At 58.8% G+C, this 18,589-nt stretch carries 18 protein-coding genes and 1 pseudogene; 1 reads left to right on the top strand and 18 read right to left on the bottom strand.

What is annotated here, in order from left to right:
• Positions 1–34: 34 nt before the first annotated feature.
• From AB8B33_RS36780 to AB8B33_RS36740, 9 genes and pseudogenes are all read right to left on the bottom strand, one after another.
• Positions 35–301, bottom strand: coding sequence for a WGR domain-containing protein (locus AB8B33_RS36780; RefSeq protein ID WP_310384460.1), 267 nt, complete (start codon positions 299–301; stop codon positions 35–37).
• Between the two features lie 347 nt (positions 302–648).
• On the bottom strand, positions 649–1,569 hold the full coding sequence (locus AB8B33_RS36775) for a DUF2493 domain-containing protein (RefSeq protein WP_439019238.1): 921 nt from the start codon (positions 1,567–1,569) through the stop codon (positions 649–651).
• A gap of 330 nt (positions 1,570–1,899) precedes the next feature.
• Entirely contained in the window at positions 1,900–2,934 is a 1,035-nt protein-coding gene (locus tag AB8B33_RS36770; protein ID WP_439019237.1) for a DUF7146 domain-containing protein, read from the bottom strand.
• A 41-nt stretch (positions 2,935–2,975) separates the two neighbouring features.
• A pseudogene (locus tag AB8B33_RS36765) lies at positions 2,976–3,194 on the bottom strand (hypothetical protein); the annotation flags it as partial.
• 42 nt (positions 3,195–3,236) lie between these two features.
• On the bottom strand, positions 3,237–4,433 hold the full coding sequence (locus AB8B33_RS36760; RefSeq protein ID WP_439019236.1) for a DUF932 domain-containing protein: 1,197 nt from the start codon (positions 4,431–4,433) through the stop codon (positions 3,237–3,239).
• A 288-nt stretch (positions 4,434–4,721) separates the two neighbouring features.
• Positions 4,722–5,150: a type II toxin-antitoxin system VapC family toxin gene (locus AB8B33_RS36755; RefSeq protein ID WP_439019235.1), complete on the bottom strand. Its 429-nt coding sequence runs from the start codon at positions 5,148–5,150 to the stop codon at positions 4,722–4,724.
• Positions 5,147–5,401: a FitA-like ribbon-helix-helix domain-containing protein gene (locus AB8B33_RS36750; RefSeq protein ID WP_439019234.1), complete on the bottom strand. Its 255-nt coding sequence runs from the start codon at positions 5,399–5,401 to the stop codon at positions 5,147–5,149. Before AB8B33_RS36750 ends, AB8B33_RS36755 begins: the two co-directional genes overlap by 4 nt.
• A gap of 122 nt (positions 5,402–5,523) precedes the next feature.
• Positions 5,524–6,696, bottom strand: coding sequence for an aminotransferase class V-fold PLP-dependent enzyme (locus AB8B33_RS36745; protein WP_439019233.1), 1,173 nt, complete (start codon positions 6,694–6,696; stop codon positions 5,524–5,526).
• A gap of 106 nt (positions 6,697–6,802) precedes the next feature.
• A complete protein-coding gene (locus AB8B33_RS36740) occupies positions 6,803–7,105 on the bottom strand; it encodes an MFS transporter (RefSeq protein ID WP_439019232.1) in 303 nt (100 codons plus the stop codon).
• 62 nt (positions 7,106–7,167) lie between these two features.
• Between AB8B33_RS36740 and AB8B33_RS36735 the strand changes: the two genes are divergently transcribed.
• A complete protein-coding gene (locus AB8B33_RS36735) occupies positions 7,168–8,571 on the top strand; it encodes an ATP-binding protein (protein WP_221987981.1) in 1,404 nt (467 codons plus the stop codon).
• A gap of 137 nt (positions 8,572–8,708) precedes the next feature.
• Here the strand turns inward: AB8B33_RS36735 and AB8B33_RS36730 are convergent, their stop codons facing one another.
• From AB8B33_RS36730 to AB8B33_RS36690, 9 genes are all read right to left on the bottom strand, one after another.
• The gene (locus AB8B33_RS36730; protein WP_439019231.1) at positions 8,709–9,134 is read right to left on the bottom strand and encodes a type II toxin-antitoxin system HicB family antitoxin; all 426 of its coding nucleotides are present in this window, start codon (positions 9,132–9,134) and stop codon (positions 8,709–8,711) included.
• A gap of 8 nt (positions 9,135–9,142) precedes the next feature.
• Entirely contained in the window at positions 9,143–9,331 is a 189-nt protein-coding gene (locus AB8B33_RS36725) for a type II toxin-antitoxin system HicA family toxin (RefSeq protein WP_439019330.1), read from the bottom strand.
• A 345-nt stretch (positions 9,332–9,676) separates the two neighbouring features.
• A complete protein-coding gene (locus AB8B33_RS36720; protein WP_439019329.1) occupies positions 9,677–11,044 on the bottom strand; it encodes an ISNCY family transposase in 1,368 nt (455 codons plus the stop codon).
• 1,071 nt (positions 11,045–12,115) lie between these two features.
• Positions 12,116–13,000, bottom strand: coding sequence for a ribokinase (locus tag AB8B33_RS36715; RefSeq protein WP_439019230.1), 885 nt, complete (start codon positions 12,998–13,000; stop codon positions 12,116–12,118).
• Positions 12,997–13,872, bottom strand: a complete 876-nt coding sequence (locus AB8B33_RS36710) for a MurR/RpiR family transcriptional regulator (protein ID WP_439019229.1) — start codon at positions 13,870–13,872, stop codon at positions 12,997–12,999. Before AB8B33_RS36710 ends, AB8B33_RS36715 begins: the two co-directional genes overlap by 4 nt.
• Positions 13,869–14,840, bottom strand: coding sequence for an ABC transporter permease (locus tag AB8B33_RS36705; protein ID WP_439019228.1), 972 nt, complete (start codon positions 14,838–14,840; stop codon positions 13,869–13,871). Before AB8B33_RS36705 ends, AB8B33_RS36710 begins: the two co-directional genes overlap by 4 nt.
• A complete protein-coding gene (locus AB8B33_RS36700) occupies positions 14,833–16,371 on the bottom strand; it encodes a sugar ABC transporter ATP-binding protein (RefSeq protein WP_439019227.1) in 1,539 nt (512 codons plus the stop codon). Before AB8B33_RS36700 ends, AB8B33_RS36705 begins: the two co-directional genes overlap by 8 nt.
• Positions 16,372–16,424: 53 nt before the next feature.
• A complete protein-coding gene (locus AB8B33_RS36695; RefSeq protein ID WP_439019226.1) occupies positions 16,425–17,489 on the bottom strand; it encodes a sugar ABC transporter substrate-binding protein in 1,065 nt (354 codons plus the stop codon).
• A gap of 47 nt (positions 17,490–17,536) precedes the next feature.
• Positions 17,537–18,526: a sugar phosphate isomerase/epimerase family protein gene (locus tag AB8B33_RS36690; protein WP_439019225.1), complete on the bottom strand. Its 990-nt coding sequence runs from the start codon at positions 18,524–18,526 to the stop codon at positions 17,537–17,539.
• Positions 18,527–18,589 lie beyond the last annotated feature (63 nt).

Genomic DNA, 18,589 nt, shown 5'->3' with positions numbered 1-18,589 from the left:
CTTTGCCGGCGGCGATCGGTTCGGCGCACGATCCTCAATTCACATCCCGTCGATCCATCCCAACCGGAACGTATCCCCTCTTGCGCTTCCTGCGAGCAAGCGCCAGGAAATGCGAAATCGCCTGCTGTTCACTGGAAAAGATCTCGCTCTTTTCTCCGCCGGACTTGCCTATGCGACCCCAGCTGCGCATGACGGCGATCTCCCCGAACAGGGTCGGCTGGATCGACAAGGCATAATAGCGTGCCATGTTTCGGGTCTCATCGATACGCTGGCAATAGAGCTGGTAGGAATGGGTTGTCATGCGAGGAGAATCGCCAGCTTTATCCGTCGCGTCCAACGACAAGTTTGAATCGATCCGGCCGCACCGATTCATGATGATGATGGATCGCAGGCCGGGCCGTCTCTCATCGGAACGCCCATTTGGTGGCAGCGGCAATCGCCGCGGCAGCCCGCGACGGCGCAAGCCCGTCAGCGGACCGTCCGGCTGATGCCGCCAACCGTGCTGCTGGATCAAGGATCGCCCACAAGAGCGGCGGGGTGTCCGGTGACGAGAGCCACCTGGTCTTGCCGGCTCAGGCCGATGCGAGCGGGATGGGGGCCTGGGCAGAGGGTACGTCGTCCCCGTTCGTTATGCCCAGGCGTCGGCGCTCACGCGCCGCCGAACGTCCAGACCGGAATGCCGAGCCTCCTGGCCTTGTCTGCGAGATTGTCGTTGATACCAGTGCCGGGGAAGTGCATCACGCCCTTCGGCACGATCTCCAGCATCAGATCGTTGCGTTTGAAGGGCGCTGCGCGTCCATGCTTCGTCCAGTCAGGCGCGAAGCCGATTTGTGCCACGCCGCGGTGTGTCGCCCAGAGCGAAGCGATCTTCTCAGTACCCTTCGGCGCCTTGCCGTGGACCAGCACCATGTCAGGATGCTTTGCGTAGACCTGGTCGAGCTTAGCCCAGATCATCCGGTGATCGTTGAAGTCGACTCCACCTGTGATGATGATCTTCGGACCGGGAGGCAGAAGAATTTCTTGCTCGGCGCGCTTCCTCGCCATCAGGAAGTCGCGACTGTCGATCATCGCCGAGGTGAGATTGCGATGATTGACCTTCGATCCGCCGCGCGGGAGCCAGGGCTTGCCCACATGGCGCTCGTAGTGTTCGCCGGCCTGGTCGCGCATCAGCTCGAAGGCGTTCCGGCGCTCGATCATCGTCATGCCCTCGGCGATCAGGCGTTCGAGTTCGACCGACTTCACCTCACTGCCGTCCTGTTCCCTCTGGGAGCGTTTCTGGGCTTGTTCGTTGTCGTCGAGCTCGCGTGCGATCCGCTCGGCCGCCCGATGGAAGACATTGACGGCCGACCAGAGGAGATCGTCGAGATCGGGTTCGAGGCGCGTATCCTCCAGGGTCGCGATCAGGGCGTCGAAGATGTCGGCAACGGCGCCTGCGACCGCGTTGCCGTCCGGCAGGAGCCGCTGGTCGGGTTCGTCGACAAAGGGCCGATAGCCGTGAAGCTGCAGCTCCTCAAGGACATGTTCGGTGGGTGAGGATTCGTGGTGCGGTTCGAAGTCGTGCTCGTTCATCGGATGCTCCGTCGGTTGGGCTGCGACCGTCGCGGCCTTCATGGCGACGAAGCCCACGGGCCGGCTGTCACTGCACCCGCAGCGTGAGCGCAGGGCCGAAGCGACAGCGGAGGATGGCGGCGCCTGACTATTTTGCCTCGCGATGGAAAGGCCCAAGTCCGGGGCGGCCTTCCGCGTCTGGACTTGGGCCGCCGGAAAATAGTCGGCCGCCGCCTTTGCCGGGCTGGCCGGCTTGTGGGCTGATCGCTCTCTCGAAGGCCGGGGCGCGCTAACTCCGACCGAAGCATCCGGACGAGCACAACGGCACTGCAGCACGTTTCCGCTCGCCAGCTACGCCGCCGGCTCCATGAAGCGTCCGACATCCCGCGGATCGATCTTCATTCGGGTCTGGGCGCGCAGCAAATCGAGACCAAGAATGCGGAGATCCTCGTTAAAATCGCCGAGCTGCGGCGAGAGGACGATCGCCTCGATCCCGACCGCGTTCGCCCGTTCGATCAGGCGGTCGCATGCGCCGTCGCCGGCCGCATCATCGTCGCGCAGAATGTAGAGCCGCCGCAGCGTATCCTGGAACAGGACGGCGCCAAGATGAGTTGCCGAGAGCGCTGCCAGCATCGGCATGTCAGGCAGGACCTGTCGCATCGAGAGGACCGTCTCGATGCCTTCGCCAGCAGCCATGACGTCGCCGCTCGCGCCAAAACGGACGGCGTTGCCGAGAAGGTTGCCCATCGCCCGCCGCGGCCTATCGATCGGCGCCTTTCCCTGGCCTGTCGGGTCAAGCCAGGTGCGATGCGCCCCGGTGATCTTGGCGTCCTGATCGGTGATGGCCGCGATCATGGCGGGCCAGGTCTCGGTCGGGACATGCTCGTCGAGCCGATAGTAGCAACGCGGGTGATAGCGGAGATTTCCGGTTCCGCGCAGATCCGTGATGCCGCGTTCGCGCAAATAGGATTGCACGAGCGTGCCCGCGATGGGCTGCGACATGGCGAACAGGCGTCGTGCGGCCCTGGGCGAACCGTGCAGCGCCGGGAGTTGATGCATGGCCGGCTGGGCAGGCCTAGGCCGCGGCATGGCGAGAAAGGTCCGTGCCTCGTCGACGGCCTCCTGGAAGGCGACGAGACCGCAGCTTTCACGGATCACGTCGAGCAGATCGCCATGTTCGCCCGTGGCGGCGTCGGTCCATTTGCCGGCCGGGCCCTTTGGTGAGTCCTTAAGCCTGACGTAGAGAGAGCGACCGGGCGTGTTGTGCACATCGCCGACCAGCCAGTAGCCACCTACGCGGCGGCCGCTGGAGAGATAGTGGCGGCACACTGCTTCTGCCTGCCGGCCAAGGCGATGGGCGAGATCGGAAGCGTCCTGACGGGTCATCACGCAGCCCCCCGCCTGGAGATGTGCGTCTCGGACGAGCCTACGCGTCGAACGTTTGACTGGTTCAGCACCAGCTTGTTGAAGGGAATGTCGCGCGAGGACGACAGGGTTATCTTCTGAACTGCAATAGCCATCGGGTTTCTCCGCGACGGGCTGCCGAAAGTCTCTCTTTCGACCTTTAACCCGTCACGACGCGCAGCGCCGCCCCTCACTCTCGAGGGCAGCGCCGCCGGTTCCGTTGAAATGAGGGGCGTGGACATCGAAAGCGGGAGCGCCGTCAATCGGGTCTCCGGCCCCGTGTGTCAGGCGGCGCTATCCAGAAGCTTCTTCGCCTTCGCCTCCATGTCGAGACGCGCGTCCTGATGCGGCTTGTCCCGCGCGACCGCGGTGATGCCCTGGACGAAGTCGAAGATGCTTTCAGGAGGGCGGCCTTCCTCGGCCAGCACCGCCTCGATGATCCTGCCGGTCTCGGCCTTGGAGAAGCCACGACGGCGCAGGAAGTCTGTGCGATCCCCGTCATGGCGCGCCACGATCCGTTCGCGCGCCGCCCTGATGCCATTGATGAAGGGTTGGGGGGAGGAGTTCGCGAAATTGAGCAGGGCCGGCGCCGCCTCATGGGCAAAGCGGGAGGCGGCATATTTCGAGTGGCGGATGGTGATTTCCTCGAAATCCTCGACGCCCCAGAGATTGCGGTTCTGGCAAACGGCACGCAGATAGAAGCTCGCCATGCCGAGCGTCTTGGCGCCGACCTCGGAATTCCAGCAATAGAATCCCCGAAAATAAAGATCCGGAGAGCCATCGGGCAGGCGCCCGGCCTCGATCGGGTTGAGGTCATCGACGAGGAACAGGAAGACGTCGCGATCGGACGCGTAGAGTGTCGTCGTGTCCTTGGTGATATCGACGCGCGGATTATAAATGCCGGTCGACCAGTCGAGGACGCCGGGGACCTTCCATCTTGTGTCGCCCGTGCCGTTGCCGGCGATGCGCTGTACCGCATCGACGAGCTCGTGATCGAAGATCCGGCCATAATCGGGACCGGTGACGGCGCGCAGTTCCAGCCGCCCGTGGTCGATTTCGAGCGTCTTGATCTGCTCGGCCCGCGTGGCGCTCAGGCCATATTGCAGGTTGATGGCGGCGAGCGGGGCGGGAAGCTGGCGCAAGTAGGCGGCCGGGGCGCCAACAATGGCGGCAAGCTGGCCGAAGCTCCAATGGGTCGGCACGACAGGACGATCGGCGTCGGGGAGCAGGAGCGCCAGGCGCTCCGGATCGGAGCGGTTCGCCTCTACGTGGATGCGAGCGCTCTCCACAACGCGGGTCCGGCTGTGATCGGCACGATCGCGAACGGAGCGCGCCAGCTCGGAGAGGGACAGGTAGCGCTCGTCAGCCGAGCGCGAAAACCACTCGGACGAGACGCGGCTCACTCGTTCGCCGCGGCGCACATCAACCTTGTAGCCGCCGCTCGTATCACGGCCTGCGTCCGGAATTTCAATCTGGGTCATGGGACCAAACTCCATGACGGGCGCCGGAGACCTCTTCTCCAGCCCTCAACCCGTCACGCCAAATCCGGTCCGCGCTCTCACTCTAGGGGCGTTGCGGGTCCACCGCGCGGAAGGGGTCGGCCAAGACGAAGGCTCGGCCGCAGGAGGAGGCTTTCCGCGGCGCGTGTCCAAATCAGCCTGGGACTCACCTCTGACAGGATCCTCGTATCCTAAACTCGCTCGGCCGCCTGCAATCGAGGACTCAACGCGGGGCTACTCAATCGAACAAGATTCTGAGCGACTACGGGCCTAGACTCGGTCCACAGCCCAGGGGTTGATCACCCTCAAACCCGCCGCTTCGAATGGGCTTTGATCCCGGGTAGCGACCACGAGATCGCGCGCTGCTGCGATCGCTGCGATGTGGCCGTCTGCTGTGCCGATTGCTTTGCCCGACCGGCGGGCACGTGCCATGAGCTCGCTGTAGAATTGCGAGGCTTCAAAATCGAAAGCAAGGATGCGGCCTGAAAACAGCGGCAGGACGTCTCGTTCCAAGCGGTCATGAAGAATTGTCTGGCGTTTGCCCGCAGGCATCGCGGCGATACCGAAGCGCAGCTCAGCAACCGTGATCGCGGAGAGGAAAAGTGTCTCGACTACCTGAGCGTCGATCCACGACAGCACGTTTGGGTCGGGCGCGGGTTTCCAAGGCTCCGAGACAACGTTGGTGTCAATCAGGATCATTCAAAGCTCGTCGGTTCGGCCGGTGTCTTGTCGCGAACCTGTCCCAAAGCGTCCACATCCGCATTGGAAAGGCCTGCCTCACGACCAATCGTTGCCAGAAGCGAACCGAGCTTGACACGCTCGGCCGGGCGGACCGCCGCCTCCAATATCTCGCGGATTTCCGCCTCTGTACTGCGGCCATGATGAGCTGCCCTGACCCGAAGGGCACGGTGAGTCTCGTCAGACAAATTGCGAATAGTGACGGCTGGCATTGATATCACCCTACCAGGATCGATGACATTGATATCAATTTATACAGATCGATAGCATATTGCAATACGCCGTGATCGCCACGTACCGGCAATCGCGCCCGCGAGCCTGGCGCGCTTGCAAGTCAGCGCACGAGCAGGGCCTCCAACATATCGGCCAGCCTCACATAGTCGCCAGGCTCGTTATAGGGTGCGACTGAGAGCCTGAGCCAGATCGCCCCGTCGATGAAGGAGATTGCAGCATCGCACTGCCTGTCCAACAAAGCTTCGCGCAGACGTACGGCATCGTCGGCCAAAATGCCGCGCACAGCGGGAAGCCTGATCAAAACCATCGCCCCATGCCAATGCCTGTCTGCACCGAGGTCCGTTCCGAACCGACCGGCAAGATAGGACGCCGCATCCCAAGCAAGATCACGGTCTCTGGCCATCAACGCGTCATGGCCGAGCCGCGCGCGAAAATCGATTGCCGCCGGCACGCTGAGGCACGCACTCCAGTCGCGCGTCCCGACCCAGTCGAACTCGCCGGCAAGACCCGTTCCGAACCCGTGCGAGATGGTTGTCGGATGGATCTCGCGAGCACGCGGTCCGGCAGACAGGAAGGCAGCCCCCTTCGGCGCCATGAGCCATTTGTGGCAATTGCCGACATACCAGTCTGCATCAATTTGAGCGATGTCGAGAGACAGCTGCCCCGGTGCATGCGCGCCGTCGACGATGACGGGCACGCACCTGTCACGGCAGATGCGAACCATGGCAGCCACCGGAAGGGTCAACGCACTTGGAGACGTGACATGATCAAGGATTGCTAGCCGCGTGCGGGGGCCGATCGCCGCATCGAGACGGGCCAACAAAAGGTTTTCGTCAGGATGAGGGAAGGGGACGTCCACCTCGACCGTTCGCGCGCCGTTGCTTTGGGCGACATAGTCGGCCGTCTTCCTGACCGCACCGTAGCCATGCGAGAGAACCAGGATCTCGTCGCCGCGCTCGAACGGAAACGACCGCAGAATGGCGTTGATACCGGATGTCGCATTCTCCACGAAGACCAGCCGGTCGGGATCGGCCGACATGAAATCGGCAAGCCTTGTGGCCGCGCGCCGGATCGCATCGGGAAGAATCCGCTGCATGAAGATGGTCGGCTGCCCCTCCATCATCCCCCGCCACCGGTCCTGCTCGCGCAGCACGTCCAGCGGCGTTGCTCCATAGGAGCCGTGATTGACGATGAGCCCATCCGCCGACAAACCCCAAAGGTGCCGGATTGTCGCGCCATAGGCGGATTTCTCGGTCGTCGATCCGAACGTCATGACGGGGCCTTTCCAAGCGATCGCCCGCTCAGCCACCTGGCGATGGGACTGCGCGACATCATCGGTGGCAACGCTAACAGGCCGGCGCTCATCCGCAAAGGACGGCCTATCGCAGATAACGGCGTTCGTTGGCCCTTGTCCCCTCCATATCCTGCAGGCGGAATATCTCTTCGACGGAGACGATGTCCTTGTGGACATTCTGGACGCCGCCATCGGCAACGAGGAGCATGCGTTCGAAGCCGAGCTTTGCCTGGATGTTGCCGACAGACAGGGCAGCGAGCAGGGCTCCGAAACCGAAGGCACAGGACAGGAGCCCGAACCCGACGGAGGAAAGATCAAGGACGCTGGTCGAGACGATCGGCAGCAGAGCATTGATCGTAGGCGCACAATTTGACAAAAGGGATCGCATTAAGGTAATCACGATTAAGGTAATCACGATTAAGGTAATTATAATTACCAGAAGGCAGGCATATGCAGTTTCTCGGTCGCGAACGTGAACTCAAGCTGGTGCGGACCGAATTGGATTCGCAACGACCTTCCCTCATCATCGTATTTGGCCGACGGCGGATCGGCAAATCGCGGTTCCTTCGGGAGGCCGCCAAGAATCGCCCGGAAATCTACTTTCAGGCGACCCGCGTCTCATCACTTTTGAACCTGGAGCAGTTCAAATCCGATGTCGGAAAGGCAATCGGATTAAAGCCACAGCTCGAAGCCCTGTCAAGCTGGGAGGGGGTATTGCACTATGTTGCCGAGCGTGCCGGCGAGCATCCGGGTTTGATCGTCACGATCGACGAATTTCCCTATCTGCTTGATAACGAGCCAGCACTGCCATCGATCGTGCAGAAATTCTGGGATTCCGGCGTGCTTGCAGATGGGGCGATGAAACTGATCCTTTGCGGCTCTGCCATTTCTCAAATGGAAGAGCTGTTGGCGGAACGGAACCCGCTTTACGGGCGAAAAACCCTGTCGCTCGACATGAAGGCCTTGCCCCTTGTCGATGTCGCCAAGTTTTTCCCGGAGTACACGGCCGACGACATTATCAGAACCTATGCGATTTTCGGCGGCATTCCCTACTATCTTCAGCTTTGCGACGCTCAGGAACCGCTCCGCAACAACGTCATCAAACTCTTGCTCACAGAGACAGGCACGCTGATCGACGAACCGAACACGCTGCTGCAGACCGAACTCAGAGAGCCGTCCTTTTACTCAAGCGTGGTTGCGGCTGTATCTGACGGTTGCAACACTAAGTCGGAGATCGCAAACCGGCTGGGTGTCAAAGCAGACGGTATTGGACCGTACCTGGCAAAACTGCTCGCGCTTGATTTGATCGATAATTCGAAATCGCTGGATGCCGACAAAAAGGGCCGAAACCGCCGCTATCGCGTTGCAGACAGCCTGATGTCGTTCTGGCATCGTTTCGTGCGACCAAACCTGAGCGCGATCAGCAGCGGGTTTGGCGAGGAGGTTTACGACCGCGTCGTGGAGCCTCGGTTCTCCGAATATATGGGGATTGCGTTCGAACCGATCGCCCTTCAATTTGCAAGGCTTCATCTGCAGGAGGTCCTTGCGGTTCCGACGCAGGAGGTTGGCCAGATTTGGGGTCACGCCGATTTCGACATCGATGTCGCGGGGCGATTGTTGGATGGTGCATTTTTCTATGGCGAATGCAAATGGCGATCGCGCGTGATCGACCTTGGCCACGTACGATTGTTGCGTGAGCGATCCGAGAAAACGACTTACGGGGAAGGAGCGACAGGCAAGCACTACCTGTTTTTCAGTAGAAGTGGTTTTTCAAGCGATGTCGAGAGTTTGGCGAAAGAAGACGAACGGCTCCATCTGATAACCCCAGAAACACTGGTAAAACCGCGTCGGTAGAGGCGACAACGTGGGCGCATTGCCACTCCTAACGCGCCGCCTGACGCATGTGGCACTTGCTCCATAACACCGGTAATTTCTGTAGTAATTCAGATGCCTAAGCTGCTTTTGGTGGTCTTTGCTACCTAATGCCGGGCTTATGCACTTAACGCGTATTCCTTCGCATCCTGTGAATTCGCTATTTCGCGTCTTGCCGCGCGGGCCAGAAAACCAGAACGCGTCAGGCCCTGAGATTCCGCATAAGCGTCGATCGCATTCAAAACGTCTTCCGAGAGAGTGACATTGATGCGAACGGATTTTCTACTTTCGCCTTTGAGCGAAACAAGGATTGCGACACCGTTCCTGTTGTCAGGGTCCGCCATTACAGCATCCAGGGAGGAGGGCTCGGGAACAGCCTCGCCGTCCTCGACTAGTCCTTCCACATGAAAGGCCAACGCCTCCTCGGCAAGCCGACGGGCGTCATCAAGATCCGTGCCCGCGGTGACCACGCCGGGAAAATCAGGAAATGAAACGCCGAAGTCACTGTCAGCGTCCTTATGGATCAGTCCGATATAGTTACGCATCATGCCACCTATTTCAGTTTCAGACCGGATTGTCTTTCAATGCTCTTGAGCGTTCCAACTGGAATGTCGCGCTTCGGATGCGGAACCGTGACACGACCTAGTTTGGTTGGATGCTTGAATTGGACGTGGCTACCTTTGGTAGCCACTTCATACCAGCCATCATTTTTCAGTGCCGCTATGATGTCGCCGCTCTTCATAAACAAAAAATACACATTGAGTGTGTATAAATCAAGAGAGAAAGCGAGACGCACGTTTTACCCTGTAGCCCCATCTGTTAGCCGTTTGTAGGTGAGGGACCGAGCCCCCTCGGCTTGAATGGGACGCACCGGCGCCTCCGGCACGTCGGCATGAAGACACATAAGTATATGAATATATTTATTATTTTTCTAAGCCTGGAGGCATGTGGCGGGGAAGTTGGAATGTCCGTTTGTGCAAAGTTGGAATGTCATTTTGCGCTTGGGCTGATCCCGCTTGCAAGATCAGATCGGGGCGGGTGAGGCACACCCCTTCGGCTTTAGCTTTGAGACTATCCGATCGACCATTCACTCCGCAGCAGGTCGCGATAACGCCTTCGCGCGCCGCAGAATCACCGCCGGATCGTTGATGAAATCCGTCTTTGGCCCAGGCTTGCGGCCACGCGGCGTATAGCCATTCTTGGCGCTGTTGGTCTTCACCTTCGGCTGCGGCTGATCCTGGCGTTCCTTGATATAGGCCAGCACATCGCCAAGCCGCTTGTTCTCGGTAATCGCCGCATGTGTCACTCGCTGATCCTTGTCGAACACCGTGTAGGGCAGGCAATACCCCTTCCAGCGCACATCCAGGCGTCCGTCAGCATAGGCATAGGTCTCGACATAGCGTCCGACCAGACCACGCGTCACCTCGGTCTCCTCCAGCATGATCCGCTTGCGCTCGAACGAAAACGTCAACTGCGATCCGACATAGCGCTGCTCTCGTTTGCACAGGATCTCCTTCAACCGATCCGGCGCAAGATTCATTGGACGATGCAGATCGTCGGGCCGGGCAGGGGCAATCGCAAAGCGTGCGTTGTAGTCTTCCATGAAGCCAGGCAACAACGCATTGCCTGCCTCCATGTTGCAGATCCCGGCCAGCCGCAACTCCTTGACCAGCCGATCTTGCAGCGTCCGGTTCATCCGCTCGACACGGCCCTTGGCCTGACTGGAATTTGCGCAAAGAATCTCGATGCTTAGCTCGCAAAGCGCACGCCCGAACTGGGTCATGCCCTGGCCACCCTTGGCATCCTTCTTCGCCACCCGGAACACCGAATGCTTGTCCGAATAGAAGGCAACCGGTGCGCCATGACGCTCGAGATAGAGCTCCAATGCCTCGAAGTAAGTGAAGGCGCTTTCCGATCGCACAAAGCGCAACTGCATCAATCGACCAGTCGCATCATCGACAAAGACCAGCAGCGAGCACGGGTCACCGCGATCCTCGAACCAGCGATGCTCGGACCCATCGATCTGCACCAGCTCGCCATAGGCCTCGCGTCGCAGCCGCGGCTGATGAAACGTTCGACGCTGTTTGCGCGACAGCCAAAGCCCGGCCTCCGACATCCAGCCACGCAATGTCTCGCGCGACACCCGCAGACCATCACGCTCGGTCAGCTTCTCGGCCGCCAGCGTCGGACCGAAGTCCGCGTAGCGTTCACGAACCAGCGTCACTGCGTAATCGCGAACACCATCGCTGATCCGGTTGTTCGACGGCCGGCCGATCGCCTTGTGCCGGATCGAAGCCGCGCCGCCGGTTCGTATCCGCTGCAGCAGCCGACGCACCTGGCGCTCGCTCAGGTCAAGAATATGTGCCGCAGACACCGTGGTCATCCGGCCGGCGATCACTTTCGATAAAATCTCGATCCGCTGCAGATCGCGCTCGCTCATCGCTATCAATCCCATCCGCAATCTCCCAGACGTCGCTTGGCCCCGGGGAGAGTGACATTCCAACTTTGCAGAAACAGGACATTCTAACTTTGCGGCTACACAAAAAGATCGCATAATTAACATTATGGAACCAAAGATATCCTTTTGGGCGGCTAGTTCTGTAAAGGCGGACCGAAGACCGGATTTCTAGGAACGTTTCGCCGAAACAAGGAAAGTAGCACCGGACCACGTTTCTCGACGCAAAATAATTCCAGAACTTCAGTAAGGTGATCGCTCTTTGTCGACTACAGCAAACGGAATAAGTTGCAGCTTGCTGAAGCCTTTCAGCTGTAGTCTGGTCCCGGTCTAGATGGCACATGAACGGCCATCGCAAACGATCGAGTAGACAAGGCAAATTCGTAGCCGCGCCGAGGTGGTTGAGCTGGCTTTCAGATCAACGAGCGGCGTGAGTACCGACATGGAAGTGGGTGATTTGAACGAGGTTCAACAATTGTGGGAATGGCGTGAGAAGATCGCGAATCTCTACTACGAGGTACGTTCCAGCTCGGACGCGGTTGCTGCCTGGGAACTTTGGCGCAACACACGTTCAGCCGGAGTCGACCGCAGGTACGCGGGCAGTAACCTAGAGCGTTGCGTAGCCAGCCAATGCCATCGACCCGGGTCCGCTTTGAAGTCTCATCTCACAGGGACGAACCAAGTTGAATCAAAAGAGAGCCGTTCGCGACATCAATCTTTTTTAGAAGGTCCGGGCTGAGCTCTTTCCGAGTGACAGCTTTAATGTGCCGCCACCTCTGTTTTCTGGCGTTTACGGGTAACTCAACGCCTTCCCGCAAAAAGAGCGTCAAGTCAGGTTCTTGATCTGATTTGTAAATGCAAATCCTCATCGTTTGCCCCTTCTTCTTGCGTTGCAAAATATTGTGCGCCGCAAAATCAGTGAAGGCAAATTTTTCTTCGCCGGATAAGTGAAAAACTGGTGTTTCTACGTCGTGAGCCGCGCCGGAAGCCGACCTGGGAGAATACGATCGTCCGGCGCCCCAGCTCCTAAGATCCGGAATTTCGCCGTTTATCGTAAAAGGTGAAATTTCTCTATTGAGCTACCGTGCTGACCAGAATTGCTGCAGCCTCGCTCGCTCTTTCCAAGGCAACTGACATTCCGGCACCCGCTGCAAGGTTTGTTGCTAGCACACCAATGAATTCATCGCCCGCACCGTGTGTGCTGATTAGCTTCACCTTCCTCGCCGGAATCGCGGTCTCGAATGGAGGATCGAGCTGAGCGCAAGCGACCCCCTCGCCCCCAGCCGTCACCACAGCTACCGGATATTTGGTCGCAAGAGTCCGCGCCGCAGCAAGAGCATCGTGAAGAGTTTCAACCTTGCTGACGTCGGCGAGCATTTCGGCTTCGACCGCGTTCACGACGATCACGTCGATCAACTGGGCCAGCTCCGCCGAGAGTTCTCGGGCAGGTGCCGCATTGATGAGAACTTTCCCGCCTGCTGCTTTCATCGCCGATGCCGCTAGAACGTTTGCCTCATCGGGGACCTCGCTCTGCAGCACAAGCAAATCACCGGCAGCGAAATGGACCTTTGCCGCATCAACGTCCGACGAAGACAGCGAAAGATTGGTGCCCGAAACTATGACCGCGCCATAGTCACCTTCGCTGTCGAAGATTGCCACGCTCATGCCTGTCGACGCGCCATCGACGGTTCGAACGAAGCGATGATCCACGCCCTTTTCCTTCAGATTGGCTAGAAGATGAACACCGAAGTCATCGTTTGCGACTGCGCCGATCATCAGGGTCTTTGCCCCTGCTCTCGCTGCAGAAACTGCCTGATTTCCGCCTTTACCCCCGCACTTCGGAAACCATGCGGTTCCGGTCACCGTTTCGCCCTTGCGAGGCCGGGCCGGACCCTTGACGACAACGTCGTAGTGCAGGCTGCCGAATACGAAGATGGTAGAAGCGTGAGATGTCATAGAAACTTATCTTTTCGTTTCGAGGCGACTGCCGCCATCGTTCGTTCCAGGTTCTTTTCCGCAGACTGATAGTCTCGCTGTGCGACGGCCACAAAGACCGCATCGAGAATGTTGAGCTGCGCGATGCGGGCAGCAGCGTTCTCACCCATCAGGGGCGATCCCTGTGCTGTGGAACAGAGGACTACATCGGCCTGCTGAGCGAGCGGAGAGCCGTTGTAATTGGTGACGGCAATCGTCCGCGCCCCGTTGCGTCGCGCAAGCTGAATGGCTTCGATGACCGCTACCGTATTGCCCGAATGGGAAAATCCGATCGCGACATCGCCCTCGCCGAGCAGCGCAGCCGACATCAGCATCATGTGGGAATCGTCCACCACGCTGGAGCGCACGCCAATGCGAAGAAATTTATGGGAGACATCCCGGGCAATCTGCGCTGAGCCGCCGACACCGTAGAAATCACGCTGGCGCGCCCCGTGGATCAAATCAGCAGCCCGATCGAACGCTGCCATGTCGATAATGGCGAGCGTTTCTTCCAGCGCCTGAATCGATGTTCTGAAGACTTTCTGGACGATCTCCTGTGAAGTATCGTCCAGCGAAAGTTCCTGATGCATCTCTGCGGTCGGAAGGCGATTGTACTGGGACAGCGCAGTTCGGAACTCCCGATAACCCGCAAATCCGAGCTTCTTGGTGATCTTCACCACCATCGCCTCGGAGACCCCGGCCTCAGTTGCAATTTCCTTGAGCGAGGTCTCGTCGTCGAAACTCCTCAAGGCGAACACCGTCTCCACAACACGCGCTTCCAACGGTGTCAGAAGCGGCATCATCATGCGTATGCGGGGGCCAACCGCCTTGAGATCGAAACTCTCGGAATTCATCCACGTCCCCTTGTCAGGCGATCAATGATCATCGCGACAAGAATAATAAGGCCGGTTGCGAGAAGTTGATAGAAAGCTTGCACATTCATCAACGTCAAACCGTTGCGCATGGCACCGAGGATGATGGCGCCGAGGATGGTCCCGACGATGCTTCCTTTGCCGCCCATCAGCGAGGCGCCACCGATAGCCGCCGCAGCAATGGCGTCGAGTTCCCAAAGATTGCCGAGGATAGGCTCGGCGGCTCCCAGGCGACCGATCAGGATCAGCGACGCCAGTGCTGCCAAGGTGCCCGAGATAACGTACGCGGTGATTTTGGTGAGCGCGATCGGAACACCGGCCACATAGGACGCTTCCTCGTTGCCACCGACGGCCAGCAGATATTCGCCGATCGGTGTCTTCTTCAAGAGAACCCAGGCGGCAATGGCGACACAGCCGACGATGATGACAGAGTTCGGAATGCCAGCAACTAATCCGTTGAAGATTGACCGGAAACCCGCTGGAATGCCAAGCACTGGGTTGCCGCCCGTATAGATGAGAGCGATAGCGCGATATGTGCTGAGCGTTCCCAACGTCACGATGAATGGCTGTAGACCGACATATGCGACGAGAACACCGTTCACGAGACCGCATACCACACCGACGCCAAGGCCCGCGAGGATGGCGATAGGCACGGGAATACCGGTAACAAGTAGGGTAGCGCTGAGCACAGCCGCAATCGCGGCTGTCGGGCCGACCGAAAGATCGATGCCGCCGGAAATGATGACCAGTGTCATGCCGAGGGCAAGACAAGCATTGATGCTCGACTGCTGCAGGATATTGATCAGGTTGCGCTCGGAAACAAAGCCCGGCACCAGCAGAGCGAAGACGGCCATGATCAGGATAAGGCCAATCAGCGTGCCAGCGTCGCGAACCGAGAAGGACGCGAAGAGTTTCGAACGCGCAGGGGCGCTTGAGGTGATATCAGACATTTTGACGCTCCTGGTTAGACGACCCAGCACTTTGGCTCGCATCGCCAACCGCATATGAGACGATGTTCTGCTCGGATAGTTCATGCCGCTCCAGCTTCGCAGCGATACGGCCGTTGCGCATGACGACCACGCGGTCGGATACACGCATGACCTCAGGCAGCTCGGACGAGACCACGATTATGGACCGACCCTCCGAGGCAAGTTGCTCGATAAGGTGATAGATTTCGGATTTCGCTCCGACATCGATGCCGCGTGTGGGTTCATCGAACAGAAGGATTTCAGACCCTGCGGCTAGCCAGCGGGCAATGATCGCCTTCTGCTGATTACCGCCGCTGAAAAGTTTGATCGGCCTATCGATTTGGAAGGGGCGGAGATTCACGCGCTTTAGAAGTTCGTTCGAACGCTTCTTCACGAGGCTATGTCGAACGATCCCGCCCTGCGAGAATTTCGCAAGCGACGGAAGCGCCATATTGATGGAAACCGGCCGGATCGGGATTATGCCCTCCCGCTTCCTTTCTTCCGGCAACAGCCCAATACCGGCGGCAATGGCGGACCGAGGATTTTTCAACGAAAGTGGTTTGCCATCGATCTTAAGCGTTCCGGAAGCGATCGGATCGACGCCCGCGAGAAGCCGCAGCAGTTCGGTGCGACCCGAGCCAACGAGACCGGCAACGCCGAGAACCTCGCCTCGATGAACGTCAAACGAGATGTCCCGTACGTGCGTTTTTGCCGACACGAGGTTTCGAATTTCAAGGCGAACATCACTCGTTGCATGCGATCGGTGGTCTTCATGCATGAGTTCTCGTCCGACCATCATGGCGATGACGTCTTCCTGCTTGGCAGTCTTCAGGTCGACGACGCCTACCACTTGACCGTCGCGCATCACGGTCGCTCGATGGCAAATGCGGAACACCTCATCCATCTTGTGCGAAACGTAGATGATCGAGACACCTGAGGCCGCGAGTTTTTCAACAATCCCTGCCAGACTCTCGAATTCCGAAGGCGTCAAGCTGGAGGTCGGTTCATCCATCGCAATGATCTTCGCCTTATCCAGCAGCGCCCGAGCGATCTCAACGATCTGCCGCTGAGCGACCTTCAGGCTCTTGATCGGAACGGAGGGGTCGATGGTCGGATCGATCATCGCCAGCGCTTCGGCCGCCCTTCGCTCCTGCTCACGTTGGTTTACCAGCAGCCCGCCCGCCATCTTCAGCGGATGGCCGAGGAACATGTTCTGCGCGACCGTCAGGTTCGGGACCTGCTGGAGTTCCTGATGGATCATGGCGATCCCGGCGGCGCGAGCATTATCCGGACGCCGGAATTGAGCCAGTTGTCCATCAACCTGAAATTCACCGCTGGTGGGATGGAACACGCCCGAAAGAATACGGAGCAGTGTGGACTTACCTGCTCCGTTTTCACCAAGGAGCGCGTGGATTTCACCTGGAGCAACCTCGAAGGAAACGTCGGTCAAAGCCTTGACGCTCGGAAATGCCTTCGTGATGCCTTCGAAATTAAGTCGGGGCGTCGCTGTCATCTGCTGTGCCTTAGTGGAATGGAGCCGGTCCGTTTGAACCGGCTCCTATTTCGTTACTTTGCTGCCGCAGCTTCTTTCATCAGAACTGCGCGAACATCGACGCCGTCACCCTGATAGGTCGCAAGGTTGTCCGTGGTAATCAGAGCCTGAGGGGTCGAGACGACACGCGGAATGGTCTGCCTAGCAACCAGGCGAAGCGCAGTTTCAAGTGCAACCTCCCCTGTGAGGACCGGAAAGCTGTCGACTGTGCCGGTGAGTTCACCGGCCTTAATCGAGGCGTAGGCGTCGGAGATACCATCGGTGCCGAACACGGCGACCTTGCCGAGAAGGTTTGCGGACTTCACAGCCTCGACGACACCGAGCGCCATACCATCGTTGTTGCAGTAGAAGCCGATGAGATCAGGATGCTGCTGCAGGATGTTGGTAGCCGCGTCGTAAGAAGTCTGTCGATCCCAGTTCCCCGGAACGCTGGCAACAACGTCAAACTTGCCGCCTTGAGTGATCGTTGACTTGAAACCATCAGTACGCTGAACGGCCGCGAATACACCGGCCTGCCCCTCGATGATTGCCACCTTGCCACCCTCGGGGCGGTTCTCGATGAACCACTTAGCGACCCTGACGCCGTTGTCGCGCTGGACATTGCCGACATAGTGCTCGGCCTGCGGGATGACCGCGTCATTGACGTTGACCACCGGGATCTTGGCTTCCTTGGCCTGTTCCATGACGGGCTGCAGGTTTGCATCCGTCTGCGGCGAGACGAGGAGAACATTGAAGCCCTGCGTGACCATGCCCTCGGCAATCGTCAGCTGACCCAGCTGGTCGCCTTCACTCTGTGCTGCCTGATAGGCGACCGTGACGCCGACCTTGTCGCCGAATTTCTTGTAGCCCTCGCCAAGGGAGCGCCAATATTCATTCGTGAGAGTCTTCGAAACGCCACCAGCCTTCGTACCATCAGGAAGCTTCGGCAGTGCGCCGAACTTGGTTTCGAGCTGAGACCAATCGATGCGGTCCTTTTCCGTATCAGAGTTGAGTGGTGCAAGTTCCTGAGCGAAGCTGATACCCGCCCAAAGAGTGGCAACAAGACCTACTGCGAGTGCTGAAGTACGAAGTCTGTTCATCGGTTCCTCCCGATTGAGTGATTGAGATGCCCGATTGGGCGGTGGTGCTACGCGTCAGCTCCCAGCATCACGTCTGTGAGAATGCTTTGAGCGGAAACTGCGTCCTGGCGGTCAATCGCGCTAAGGAGGCGATTGTCCTGTTCGAGGCGATCAACGACATTCAGCATTCGCCTAACCGTCTTGATGTTGACCTCGCATTCGTGAACCGGATCGAGGCCGGTCAGATCGGGGAAAGTATCGAAGTAGATCGCACCCTCATAACCATCGCGACGCACCTGTCGAAGCAGTTCGATGGTCTGGATGCTGTGAACGGCCCCAACCATCAGGCCGTCGTCGCGCTTGGCGTATCCGTCATTGAGATGAACGCCCAAGAGGCGGCTGTGACGAGCGATCATTGCGGCTGCAAATGCCGGTTGCTCGTCCGCGTACAAAACGTGAGCGAAGTCCAGAGTGACGCCGAGATTAGCACAGCCAACGTCTTTGATGGCGAGGAGTGTCGTCGCGCAGTCAGGCATAAGGCTGTACGAGCGCGGCTCATTGGGCTTGTATTCGATGCTAATCAGGCACTCCGGATCATGTTCGCAAACTTCACGAATACCGTCAATTTCGTGTTGCCACATCCGGTCATAGTCGGCCTGAAACGCGTAATCGAAACCGTCCTGCCCTAGCCAGATCGTCATCAGATTGGAACCTGCGGCCCGCGCCGCGTCGATCCCCGCTTTGGTTAGATCGATAGCCTCGCGACGAACTTTCTCATCGGGGTTTGTAAACGCACCAATTTTGAAAGCCGGGTTCGTATAGTAGCGCATTGCAAATCCATTGATCTGCAGGCCCAAGTCGCCGAGCTTTCTGGCGAGGTCAACCGGATTTTCGCTGACGTGATCGGGATAGTTTAGGTCAAGGTCGGTGAGACCATCTACCTTCGCCGCCCTCTCCGCCATCTGTATCACAGAAGGCTTACCCTTGAGGTCGGGCCACTCGCTGTGAGCGTTTGACGCGAACGAGTTGAGGCGCGTGGCGAAACGGGAGCTGGACAATGTTCTGTACCTATCTGCGTGAACCATTATGCACTACTTCACAAATTAATGTGCTTTTGTAAA

It is taken from the genome of Rhizobium sp. 768_B6_N1_8, from assembly GCF_051811225.1.
GTDB lineage: Bacteria > Pseudomonadota > Alphaproteobacteria > Rhizobiales > Rhizobiaceae > Rhizobium.
Note: the sequence above shows the minus strand (reverse complement) of the source record. Positions and strands in the feature narration are given on the sequence as shown.